General features: G+C 53.1%; 10 protein-coding genes. 2 read left to right on the top strand and 8 right to left on the bottom strand.

What is annotated here, in order from left to right; genetic code table 11:
• Window positions 1-47: 47 nt before the first annotated feature.
• The 8 genes from ompL to yihU form a co-directional block, all read right to left on the bottom strand.
• Window positions 48-740 (bottom strand): porin OmpL, encoded by a 693-nt coding sequence (gene ompL, locus GUC22_RS26870; protein WP_064342025.1) that lies wholly within the window; start codon window positions 738-740, stop codon window positions 48-50.
• Window positions 741-823: 83 nt separating this feature from the next.
• Entirely contained in the window at window positions 824-2,215 is a 1,392-nt protein-coding gene (locus GUC22_RS26865) for an MFS transporter (RefSeq protein ID WP_160183871.1), read from the bottom strand.
• 43 nt (window positions 2,216-2,258) lie between these two features.
• Window positions 2,259-3,641: an MFS transporter gene (locus tag GUC22_RS26860; RefSeq protein ID WP_155037450.1), complete on the bottom strand. Its 1,383-nt coding sequence runs from the start codon at window positions 3,639-3,641 to the stop codon at window positions 2,259-2,261.
• A gap of 45 nt (window positions 3,642-3,686) precedes the next feature.
• A complete protein-coding gene (locus GUC22_RS26855; protein ID WP_116944355.1) occupies window positions 3,687-5,723 on the bottom strand; it encodes an alpha-glucosidase in 2,037 nt (678 codons plus the stop codon).
• A 52-nt stretch (window positions 5,724-5,775) separates the two neighbouring features.
• Entirely contained in the window at window positions 5,776-6,651 is an 876-nt protein-coding gene (locus GUC22_RS26850) for an aldose-1-epimerase (protein WP_064342029.1), read from the bottom strand.
• Between the two features lie 18 nt (window positions 6,652-6,669).
• Window positions 6,670-7,911: a sulfoquinovose isomerase gene (yihS, locus tag GUC22_RS26845; RefSeq protein ID WP_064342030.1), complete on the bottom strand. Its 1,242-nt coding sequence runs from the start codon at window positions 7,909-7,911 to the stop codon at window positions 6,670-6,672.
• A 15-nt stretch (window positions 7,912-7,926) separates the two neighbouring features.
• Window positions 7,927-8,805 (bottom strand): sulfofructosephosphate aldolase, encoded by an 879-nt coding sequence (gene yihT / locus GUC22_RS26840; protein ID WP_064342031.1) that lies wholly within the window; start codon window positions 8,803-8,805, stop codon window positions 7,927-7,929.
• A gap of 19 nt (window positions 8,806-8,824) precedes the next feature.
• Window positions 8,825-9,715: a sulfolactaldehyde 3-reductase gene (yihU, locus tag GUC22_RS26835; protein WP_064342032.1), complete on the bottom strand. Its 891-nt coding sequence runs from the start codon at window positions 9,713-9,715 to the stop codon at window positions 8,825-8,827.
• 165 nt (window positions 9,716-9,880) lie between these two features.
• Between yihU and GUC22_RS26830 the strand changes: the two genes are divergently transcribed.
• On the top strand, window positions 9,881-10,777 hold the full coding sequence (locus GUC22_RS26830) for a sugar kinase (RefSeq protein ID WP_064342033.1): 897 nt from the start codon (window positions 9,881-9,883) through the stop codon (window positions 10,775-10,777).
• Window positions 10,778-10,810: 33 nt separating this feature from the next.
• Complete coding sequence (locus GUC22_RS26825; RefSeq protein ID WP_064342034.1) at window positions 10,811-11,596, top strand: DeoR/GlpR family DNA-binding transcription regulator; 786 nt, start codon at window positions 10,811-10,813, stop codon at window positions 11,594-11,596.
• Window positions 11,597-11,660 lie beyond the last annotated feature (64 nt).

Genomic DNA, 11,660 nt, shown 5'->3' with positions numbered 1-11,660 from the left:
ATGATGAAAAAGCCGCTGATTATCAGCGGCTTTTTTTTGCCTATAACTTAGAAGAAATACTTCACCCCCACACGGATCTGGTTTTGTTCCCGATGGTAAGGTTCCACGTTACGGTCCAGCCAGCGTAGTTCAAAGTAGGGTAACCAGTTTTGATTGATGCGATACCTGAAAGTATTGGTAATTTCCCAATGATGGTCTTTGCCATTGCTGCTGTTAAAATCATTCACCCGCATAAAATAGTGTGGCTCAAAGGTATAAGAGAACTTATCGGTAATAATGAAATTCCAATAGCTACCAAGTTCATAGGTGTCATTATTATCCTGTTCGCCATTAAAATCAGTTGAGCTGTAGTTATTGTGATTATATCGGTTGCGAACGGTCAAATTAAACCAAGGAGTAAATTTATAATTAACGTCGAGATAAACTGCGCCGCTGGAGCCTACGCTTTTATCGGTAATTAAGCCACCGGGTTGAATAGTTAATTTATCCGTCGGCCTAAAGAGCGGATACCACCCCTCGATTTCATTATAGCCATGCTTTAACTCATCCTTGCGCTGAAGAGTATAGGTGTTAGTGAGCATGAGGCCTGCGCCCATATCGAAGTTGTAGCCAACGCGGAGCATGAACTCCATCTGGTCCGATGCCAGATTATACGCCTCGCGGTTTTCCACATAGGCACCGGCAAATACCGAGGTTGAAATAACAGAGGTTAACAAAAGTAATGCGTTTATTTTTTTCATGATAAGTCCATTTTTTAACGTAGGGGAGCCGCTATCCATCGAAATGGATAGAACGGCAATTTTATTGAGAATAGAGATTTTTTTTAGTTATTCATGATGCCGGGTTGTATCGTTTTCTTTCGCTCTTCAATTTCCTCAATAATAAAAGCAAAGCGGGTCTCATTGAGCTTATAAAAAAAGCCCATGGTCAGTGCCGCAATAATGGCAAGCGCACAGGGCCAGATAAAAATAAGCTGACGCAAACCAAGCAAGGTGGTTTCGCTTTGCGTGATATTAGGGATATAACCAATTTGCGTTAACATAATGCCCGGTAAGAAGCCAGCAAGCGCAGCGGAGATTTTCCTCGAAAAGGTATAGCCGGTATAAACTGAACCTTCAGCACGAACGCCCGTTTTCCATTCTCCATAATCAACGGTATCCGGGACCAGCGCCCAGTTCAGGCTGTTCACAAAGGCGGTGCCAAAGAACGCCATACAGGAGAACGTCACAAACAGAACTGAGGTTGCGCCCCAGAAAAAATTCAGTACATCGCCAATGGCCCATAGCGCCAGCCCGCCAAGATAAACCTGCTTTTTACCAAAGCGCTGCACCGCTGCCGGAACCATCAGTACGCCTACCAGAATGCATCCCATGCTGAAGAATCCCATCCACGACAGCAGATGAATATCATTGAGCACGTACTGGGTGTAGTAAACTTGAATGGCCAGCTTGATGTTAAACGCCGCCAGCGTGCACAGGTTCGCAATGCACAAGACCAGCAGCGGAGGATTACGGAAGATTGCGCAGAAAGATTTGAGGATGCTGGGCTTGTGGTGATTGGGTACGATTTCGATATAACGCTCCTTCACTCCGCTAAAGCACCACCACATGCTAAACAACCCACAAACGGAGAAGAGCAGGGCAGCAATCATGTAACCCAGCGAAGGCGAATCAATAAAAAGCGCTTGAATTGGCATAAATCCAACCGTACACAGCAGCAGGCCGAGGGTGGCGCCGCCCTGACGCCAGGCGGCCAGCTGAGCGCGCTCATGCGGATTTTTGGTGATGGCAGGTACCATCGCCCCATAGGAACAGTTCATCAGGCTGTAAAACAGGCCAAACATCATGAACAGTACGGTCGCCATGGCCGTTTTGACTGTCAGCGTAAAATCCGTCGCTAAAAACTGCGCCGTGGCCACCAGCGCAACAGGAAATGAGGCATACAAAATAAAGGGCCTGAATTTTCCTTTTGCGCCAATGTTACGCCGGGAGTCCAGCAGTACGCCGGTTAGCATATCGGTGAAGGCGGTAAAGAATTTCGCCACCAGAAAGATAATCCCGCCGTAGTACGCTGGCATTCCTAGTTCATCGGTATAAAATTTAAGCAGATACAGTGTGCCGATACACAGCATCAAATTTGAACCAAAATCACCCATCCCGTAGGCGCATTTTTCCCGCAGGCTGAGTTTTAGCGTTAGCGGATCATGGTCAGACATAATCGCTCCTCAATAACGCCCCGCAGGGCGTTATCTATTATTATCAAACGGGTTGTTTACGGGCTTCTATCTCTTCAACAATACGGACATACATCTTCTCGTTGAGGTTGTAGAAACAGCCCATCGCGATGATGGTGATAACCGCCAGCGCGCACGGATAAATAAAGATCAGCTGCCGTAACCCCTCGACCGTTCCCGCAGACTGCACTACATTCGGCACATAGCCGATTTGCGTCAGCATCCAGCCGGGGAAGAAACCCGCCAGCGCCTGCGACACTTTACGGAAGAAGGTAAAACCGGTGTACACCGTTCCTTCAGAACGCACGCCGGTACGCCATTCGCCGTATTCCACCGTGTCGGAGACCAGCGCCCAGTTCAGGCTGTTGACAAACGCCGAACCGAAAAAGGCCAGGCAGGAGAACGCCACAAAACTGACCGATCCGCCGCCGAAGAAATAGTTGAGCAGATCGCCCGCGACCCAAATCAGCAGGCCGCCGATATAGACTTTTTTCTTACCAAAGCGTCTGACCATTCCCGGCATTAAAAACACGCCAATGAAGATACAGCCCATGCTAAAGAAGCCCATCCAGGAGAGCAGAATGGGGTCGTTTAATACGTACTGAGTGTAATAAACCTGTATCGCCAGCTTGACGTTAAATGCGCCGAGCGTACACAGATTAGCAATACACAGAATAAACAGCGGGCGGTTACCGGCGATGGCGCGAAAGGATTGCAGTAGCCCCGGTTTTTGCGCGTTATCGAGGGGTTTCACCTCGACATAGCGCTCTTTTACTCCCGCGTAGCACCACCACATAAAGAACAGGCCGAACAGCGAGAACAACGTCGCGGCGAAGATATAGCCCAGCTGCGAGTTGCCTTCGATCAGGTTCATGACCGGCACAAAACCGACGGTACACAGCAACAGCCCGAGAGTTGCGCCTCCCTGTCGCCAGGCGGCAAGTGAAGCTCGTTCATCAGGGTTTTTGGTGATCGCGGGGACCATCGCGCCGTAAGAGCAGTTCATCATGCTGAAAAACAGCCCGTAGAGCATAAACAGGACCGTCGCCATGACCGTTTTGCCAGTGATTTCAAATGGTGTCCCGACAAAGTTAGCGATCGCCAGCAAAGTGACCGGGAAAGCCGCGTAGAGAACAAATGGGCGGAATTTGCCTTTTGGACCGATTTTGCGCCGGGAGTCGAGCATTATCCCGGTTCCCATATCGGTAAACGCGGTAAAAAATTTAGCAATAAGAAAAATGATACCACCGTAGGTACCGGGTAAACCGAGGACATCGGTATAAAACTTGAGTAAATAGAGCGTTCCAATGTCCAGCAGGATATTCGAACCTAAATCACCCATCCCATAGGCCAGTTTTTCTTTAAAAGGTAAGGGCTGGGTTGCCGGATTGACCGTATTTTGACTCATTGTTATTCTCCCTTTGCCCGCAGGTGTCCCTACGGGCGAGCCATATTAGATATTGCGCAAAGCGGCAAACAGCGATGCCCACTCACTCTTCGCACGATAAAATACCGGAGGCTTGCCGATGGGCGCGTCAACGGTGATTTCACCGCCCTGGTAGGTTTCGCCCGTCCAGACGTTGACCCAGCTATCTTCTGGCAGATACAGTGTCCAGTCGTGTCTCCCCTCTTCGTGAACCGGTGCAACCAGCAGATCTTGTCCCAACAGGTACTGGTATTTCAGGCTGTAGGTTGCCGCATCGTCTTCGTAGTGCAGGAAGAGCGGACGCATGACCGGTAGCCCGGTGGCGCTGTTTTGCGCGACCGCCTGCTTGAGATACGGTTTCAGGGTAGTAAAGACGGTGGTCATACGGGCAAAGTGGGCGATCGTTTGGCCGTCGCCATCAAACTGCCAGTTATCGCCTGGGCGATTGCCTTCGTGGGTACGCATCATCGGGGTGAAGGCGCTAAAGTCGCACCAGCGTAGCAGCAGCTCTTTGCTACGTTTCATATCAAACAGGGTGGTGTAGCCGCCGATATCACTGTGGTGCAGGCCATGGCCGGTCATCGCCAGCGACAGCGCGGCAGGCACGACGGAAGCCAGGCCATCGTCGAGGCTCCAGTCCACGTTCTGATCGCCCGCCCACATCATCGTGGAGTACTTCTGGCTGCCGGTGTAGCCTGCGCGCATAAAGAACAGAATCTCGCCGAGTTTGCCGGTCTCCTGTAATGCCTCGTAGTTACACTTCGCCCACAGCGCGGGCCAGGCGTTATGCATAATTTCGGCGCTGACGCCGTTGTGCAAGTATGTATCGGTGGGTAGATATTCGCCAAAGTCCGCCATCCAGCCGCCGCAGCCCAGCGCAATCATGTTCTTTTTAATCACTTCTTTGAACCAGTCGTAGGCTTCGGGGTTGGTCAGGTCAACCACACCGCCGTAGAACTCGCCAAACTCCACCAGATAGTCATCGCCAGAGGCATCTTTTGCCAGATAACCGTGCTTTGCCGCTTCGGCACAAAGATCCTTATCGCTGGCAACGTACGGGTTGATATATGAGAGGAATTGCACGCCTTCCTCTTTCCATTGCTGAATACGGCTGTCCAGCTGTGGATAGTTGTCGCTGTTCCACCTCCAGTTCCACATCACGCGTTTGCCGAAAGAGGTCATGCGGATGCCGGACCAGTCCTGCGCCCAGATGCCGTTCACCTTCACACCCGCGTTACGCATGGTGTCCAGCTTGTTCTGGCACACCTCGGTGCCGCCCTGAATACCGAGTGTGACGCCATCGTAAACCCAGTCCGGCAGTTCCGGCTGGCGGCCCAGCAGCGCGGTGAGTTTTTCCAACAGGGAGATATAGCTGTCTGCACATTCAAAGCGCAGGATGGTTTTGTCTTCCCAGAGCGCCAGCTCGTGATATTCCGGCGCGCTGAAGTCAAAGTTCATATAACAGCTGTTATCCACGTGGCAGTAGTATTTCTGCGTGCTGACAAATGTTGGCTGCGGGAAGAAGGTCCAGTAATAGTCGCCGCCAGCATTCTCTTTGCAGTCCGCCTGCCAGGTGACGTAACTGTTCTTGTTGCGGCCCACGCCCTGTTCGCTGGTCCACAGCGGGAACGGTTTACCACGCAGATCAAAGTAAGAGAACTGTTCGCCACAGCCGTAGATATGATCATCCGGGTTAGCGGCCAGGCGCAGCCAGATACGATTATGGTTGAGATCATCGTTTTGCAGCTCCAGGCGTAGACGACCTTGTTCATCAATGGAGATTTGCAGCGTGGCATTGATGTTGGTGCCGCGGCTGAAATGAACCCGCCAGCCGTCAGGCGATTCGCTAACCGTGGCATGCGTCAGAGCGATTTTCTCGTTGAGCTTATCTTTAATGCTGAAATTGCCGCGGAACATATCAATATCGGCAACGCCTGCACCAATCCACAGGCACGGGTTTTCAGCGCTATGGCGTAAAATCAGGCGCTGCTGATACGTTAAGGTAAAGCCATCCTGTAATGCTCTGAGTTCTAAAGCGCTTGAGCGTTGTTGTAACGAATTCATTTTCGTCTCCGTAGATATAGGGTAATTCGGTAATTTTTATCCCGGTTCAGGGTTATTCAGCGCCGATTAAAAAGTGCAGTCGATGGCTCTCTCCGGGCGCCAGAGAGATAAGATCGATAGCGGAATTAAAGGCATCAGGTGGGCAAGTCATGGGTTCTACGGCAAGTCCCAGACGATCTAATTTCTCGCCGCTGTAAACCTGCACCCATGGCTGATCGCAACGTAAGTAGGTCGTCATATTTTTTGCCGCGTTGAAAACGCTGACTTCCCACTCACTGCCGGAAACCGGGGTTTTAAAGGTGTGATCGATACGCGTTGCGGCTACCGGGCGCGGCGACGCGAAATTTAGCGCTGTGCCCTCAACGCTATGCAGTTCCAGGGTATCGATGTTCAGGAACTTATCTGCGGGCAGGGACAGCGTACAGATGTCTATTTTCTCGAGATCGCAAGTCAAATACGGATGAGCACCAGAACCGTACGGTGCGGATTCATCACCGATATTCAGGGCGGTGATAAATACACGCAGACCTTTTATCGCCTCCAGGCGGTACGTAGCTTCGACGAGTAACGAAAAGGGATACCCATATGAGGGCGGCAGAAAAATCATCAGCGACACTTCCGATGCCGACAGCTGATTAATCTGCCAGTCCCGCCAGGCCAGCAATCCATGAATCGCGGTATGCGAAACCGGGTCATTCACGGCAAGCTGCAAGGTCTTGCTGTTATACTGATAGCAGCCGTTTACCACGCGATTTGGCCAGGGCGCCAATACTTTTCCCAGATGCGCCAGCGGCATCTCTTCAGGCCTGTGTGGAATAACAAGATGTCGCCCACGGTGGGTTAATTCCGCCAGACCCGCGCCAACCGTAACGATTTTTGCCTGATAATCTCCGGCCTGAAGTTGTATGGTTTTTCCACCGCTGTGCATGGCAGCTCACCTCATTACTTATTTTGCATTGACGTCCAGCAGACCTGCGGCAACCGCAGGAGCCAGCCCAGGCGCCAGCGGCAGACGCGGGATGACCAGGCAGTGCAGCAGATGGTAAATATCCTGCTTGCCGTCCCAGACTTTGGTGGTCACCTTGTTATTGGTGTCCAGCTCCTGCCACCAAGAACCGGTCTCGTAATCCATCAGATAGGTGATGCAGTAATCCCACCACTTCTGATACCAGGTTTCGTACTGGCTATCGCCGGTGAGGGTATACAGGGCGTAGGCGGTGCCCATCGCTTCGACTATTGGCCAGCGCACTCTTTCGCGGACGATAGGTTTACCGTCCCAGTCTACTGAATAGACAAATCCATCGGCGCCGTCAGGTGCCCAGGCATCGCGAATGGTGGCGTGGAACAACCCTTTCGCATCTTCCAGCAGCCAGGCGGGTGGCGTTTCAAAGCGGGCTTCCAGCGCGGCATGCAGATGCAGCATCAGGCGACCCCATTCGATCCAGTGGCCCGGCGTGCCGCCGTAGGCGCGGAAGCGATGAGCCGGATTATCTTTGTTGTAATCGCGGATAGGGTTCCACTGCGAATCGAAGTGCTCGTTGACGCGATATTCACCGCTGCGGGCAACATCGTGAACAATCACCGATGCAATACGCAGCGCGCGATCGAGCCATTTACGGTCATGGGTGACGTCATACACAATCAGGAAGGCTTCGACCGCATGCATGTTGGCGTTGCCGCCGCGGTAGTCTTCCGTCTGGCTAAAGGCTTCGTCCCAGGACTCCAGGCACATCTGCTCCTCTTCGCTCCAGAAGTACTTCTCAATGACTTCGATCGCGTCATCCAGCAGCTGCCTGGCCTGTGGATGGCCGGTAGTCACGGCGCTCGCCGCGCCGAGTAACACGAAAAAGTGCTGATAGCCCTGCTTGGAGGCATCCATCACCCCTTCGTCATTCACGCAGGCGTACCAGCCGCCGTAGCGCTTGTCGCGCAGTGCGTCGTTCAGCGCTTTGATTCCGTGATCGACTAACTGATATGCGCCCGGACGCCCCATGGATGCGGCAATCGAATAGACGTGTAGCATACGGGCGGTGATCCACAGATGCGTCCCCATATCCGTTCTGACCTGACCGCTGTTGCCCAGCCAGCCAAACCCGGTTGGAACGGCCGCGTTCTTACCAAAATTAAAAATGCGATCGGTTTCCTGCTCCAGCCAGCGGTTGTGGCTCAGGGTGTTAAACCATTTCATTATGTGATCCTCGTATTAGCGGCGACGGGCCATCATTTCATCAACGATATCGCCCAGACGTTGCAGCTTCGGCGCAGAAACATCGCGCAGCATCAGTTCGGTATCCGGCAAACCAATCACCGATGACCACACCGCGCGCCCGGCCAGAAAGCCAGATGCGCCAGCGGTCATCGCCACGCTCACCGCGCGAGGGAACAGTTTTTCATCGACGCCAGAGGAGAGAATGACCCACGGCATATTGATGTTTTCATTCAAACGCTGAGAGGCGGTGAGCAGCTCCTGACGAGAGCCTTTGCCGTAGAGGGGCATTTCAACTTTGTAGAGATCGGCACCGCTGTCGCCCAGCTCTTTTGCGGCATCAATAATGGCCTGCTCGCGATCGAAGTTATCGCCACGACGCGGTGGACGCACAACCGGTTCAATGATGCTCAGCAGGCCGTTGGCATGGCACAGCTCATTGAATTCGTTCACCATATCAAGACGTTGTTGGGCGTCCTCATCGCTGCGCCACAGCACCAGCAGCTTAAGGGCTTTGGCGCCGTCCTGTTTTACGGCCTGCGGATTGATTTTTTTATCAATCACCACGCTATCAACCGGAATACCGTTGCCCGGGATAAACTCATCGGCGGCCACAATCATGGCGCAGCCTGGGGAAACGGCGTTTTGTTCCACTACCTGGCGGTAGCAAAACTGCTGATCCAGCAGAATGGCGGAGGCATAGGGGGAGAGAATTTTCGCCGCATTCACTTTAAAGTCGGTCAGCACGCTGTTGGTTACCGGGGATTTCGCACCCGCCGCGGTAAACATTAAGCGCATGGCTTCACGCTGATCGACGGCCAGCATGGCAAAACCGCCGGAAGCGCGCGTGATATCTTTCAGGGTGTACTTGGTCATTGTTCAGTCCTTTTACTTATCAATGTGTTTTGTTCAGTCCGGCAGACGCGCGAACCTGCTCAAGAATGGCGGTCCAGTCTTCCCGACCACGACCTGCGGCGCGGGCCTGGTTGTAAACTTCGCGGGAAGCGGCGCCGAGCGGCATCGGTACGTGAAGTTGATTCGCAACATCCAGCGCGATACCCAGATCTTTGTGGGCTAAATCGATCATGAAGGCCGGAGAAAGATCGCCTTTCAGCACTTTATTCGGCCAGGAGGTGGTGAAATGGCCTTTTCCGGCGGGAGTGCCATTCATGACTTTTAACGCCACGTCGAAGGATAGGCCCAGGGCTTCGCATAACACGGCAGCTTCAGCGGAAAGCGCATTCAGCGCGATGCTCATGTAGTTGTTGATCAGCTTCACGCGGATGCCCATACCCGGTCCGCCGGCATTGACCAGTTCATTGCCCATCGCCATTAACACCGGTGTCGCCCGCTCAACCTGTTCTGCCGTTCCGCCCGCCAGCAACAGCAGCGTGCCTGCGATGGCATGATCGGAGGTACGCCCAACCGGGCAATCCATCATGCTGAAGCCTTTGGCGCTCATGTCACGCATCAGCTTGTCGGTTTGCAGCGGGTGAATCGTGGACATATCAATCACCAGCCCCTGTGGTGACAGGCTCTCACAGACACCTTCTGCGCCGAACATAACGCTGCGCACCAGATCGCCATTAGGGAGCATGGTGATAACAAATTCAGCGCCTTTTGCTGCCTGAGCAGGACTATTGGCAGGCTGTGCCCCTTCTTCCACCAGGCGCTGAACGGCATCTGGGTTAACGTCAAAGACGCTGAGTTGATGGCCCTGTTTGAGCAAATTGCTCGCCATAGGTGATCCCATCTGACCTAATCCGATAAAGGCAATCACTGGCATAACGTTCTCCTGAGTGGTGGCTGTCATTTTTTGTCACTTAAGGTTTTATTTCATGTCTGTTTTTGATCGTATTTGTAATTTATAGTCAAAAAATTGACAGCCGTCACTTTTTAAACATTTCGTGAAATTAAAATGTTCTCATCTTGAAACGCCTAAGGAATGACCATGATTCGTATTGCTTGTGTGGGTATTACCGTGTTGGATCGCATCTATTACGTAGAAGGCTTGCCGACTGAAGGAGGTAAATATGTGGCGAAGCGCTATACAGAGGTGGGCGGCGGTCCGGCGGCGACTGCCGCGGTGGCTGCGGCAAAGCTGGGCGCGCAGGTGGACTTTATTGGCCGCGTGGGCGATGACGACACTGGAAAAAAGCTGCTGGCGGAGCTGGAGTCCCTGGGGGTAAATACTCGTTATACCCGGCGCTATGTGCAGGCAAACTCTTCGCAATCGGCGATTATGGTTGATGCGAAGGGGGAGCGGATTATTGTGAACTATCCCAGCCCGGATTTACTGCCCGATGCCGACTGGCTCAACGCGATCGATTTTTCCCAGTGGGACGTGATACTCGCGGACGTACGCTGGCATGAGGGCGCAAAGCAGGCGTTCACGCTGGCGCGCCGGGCAGGGGTTATGACCGTACTGGATGGTGACGTCACGCCGCAGGATATCAGCGAGCTGGTGGCGCTGAGCGATCATGCCGCTTTTTCCGAACCGGGTCTGGCGCGTTTAACAGGACTTCAAGAACCTGAAACCGGACTGAGACAAGCACAAACGCTCACAAATGGTCATGTGTACGTCACACGGGGGAGTGAGGGATGCTACTGGATATCGCATGGCGCGCTGCAGCATCAGCCAGGATTTTCAGTCGACGTTGTTGATACCACAGGGGCTGGAGACGTTTTTCACGGTGCGCTGGCCTTCAGCCTGGCTTCCGGGAGCGCGTCGGTAGAAGCGGTCAGGTTTGCCAGCGGAGTGGCTGCGCTGAAATGTACGCGTCCAGGAGGGCGCGCGGGTATTCCCGACTGTGATCAAACCCGATCTTTTCTGTCACTTTTTGTATAAAATGCCAGGGCAATGGTTTTTCGAGGAAATTTCATGAGTCTTACCGAACTGACCGGTAACCCGCGGCACGATCAGCTGCTAATGCTGATCAGCGAGCGCGGTTATATGAATATTGATGAACTGGCCAGCCTGCTGGACGTTTCCACGCAGACCGTGCGGCGTGATATTCGTAAACTCAGCGAGCAGGGATTAATCACCCGTCATCACGGCGGAGCGGGCAGAGCGTCCAGCGTGGTCAATACGGCATTTGAGCAGCGAGAAGTCTCCTTGACCGAAGAGAAAAAGGCCATCGCGGAAGCAGTGGCTGACTACATCCCGGACGGCTCGACGGTGTTTATCACCATTGGCACCACCGTTGAGCAGGTTGCGCGCGCGCTGTTAAATCACAATCATCTACGGATTATCACTAACAGTCTGCGGGTGGCGCATATTCTCTATAACAATCCGCGATTTGAAGTGATGGTGCCTGGCGGCACCCTGCGCCCGCACAATAGCGGCATTATTGGCCCTTCTGCGACGGAATTTGTCGCGGGATTCCGGGCCGATTATCTGGTGACCAGCGTCGGGGCTATTGAAAGCGATGGCGCGCTGCTGGAGTTTGACGTCAACGAAGCCAGCGTGGTCAAAACGATGATGGACCACTCTCGGCAAATTCTTCTCGCCGCCGATCATACTAAATATCACGCATCGGCCGCCGTTGAGATTGGTAACGTGGCCCAGGCCACAGCCCTGTTTACCGATGAGTGTCCGTCAGGACAGTTAAAATCATGGTTAGATGAGAATCAAACGGAAATCATTCTGGCTCAGGAAGAGGTGTAGCCTCGCCTTGTTGATGAGCGATATTTCCCAGTTCCACGGCGCTGGGGAGTATTCAGTTCGTACT

The organism is Klebsiella sp. MPUS7 (genome assembly GCF_009905335.1).
In the GTDB taxonomy this organism is placed as follows: Bacteria; Pseudomonadota; Gammaproteobacteria; order Enterobacterales; family Enterobacteriaceae; genus Klebsiella; species Klebsiella grimontii.
The sequence above is the reverse complement of the archived record's forward strand: the minus strand, read 5'-3'. Positions and strand labels throughout refer to the sequence as shown.

Bases quoted from the DNA above. Each gene is read 5' to 3' on its own strand.
- ompL (WP_064342025.1), bottom strand. From the start codon at position 740: ATGAAAAAAATAAACGCATTACTTTTGTTAACCTCTGTTATTTCAACC.
- GUC22_RS26865 (WP_160183871.1), bottom strand. From the start codon at position 2,215: ATGTCTGACCATGATCCGCTAACGCTAAAACTCAGCCTGCGGGAAAAA.
- GUC22_RS26860 (WP_155037450.1), bottom strand. From the start codon at position 3,641: ATGAGTCAAAATACGGTCAATCCGGCAACCCAGCCCTTACCTTTTAAA.
- GUC22_RS26855 (WP_116944355.1), bottom strand. From the start codon at position 5,723: ATGAATTCGTTACAACAACGCTCAAGCGCTTTAGAACTCAGAGCATTA.
- GUC22_RS26850 (WP_064342029.1), bottom strand. From the start codon at position 6,651: ATGCACAGCGGTGGAAAAACCATACAACTTCAGGCCGGAGATTATCAG.
- yihS (WP_064342030.1), bottom strand. From the start codon at position 7,911: ATGAAATGGTTTAACACCCTGAGCCACAACCGCTGGCTGGAGCAGGAA.
- yihT (WP_064342031.1), bottom strand. From the start codon at position 8,805: ATGACCAAGTACACCCTGAAAGATATCACGCGCGCTTCCGGCGGTTTT.
- yihU (WP_064342032.1), bottom strand. From the start codon at position 9,715: ATGCCAGTGATTGCCTTTATCGGATTAGGTCAGATGGGATCACCTATG.
- GUC22_RS26830 (WP_064342033.1), top strand. From the start codon at position 9,881: ATGATTCGTATTGCTTGTGTGGGTATTACCGTGTTGGATCGCATCTAT.
- GUC22_RS26825 (WP_064342034.1), top strand. From the start codon at position 10,811: ATGAGTCTTACCGAACTGACCGGTAACCCGCGGCACGATCAGCTGCTA.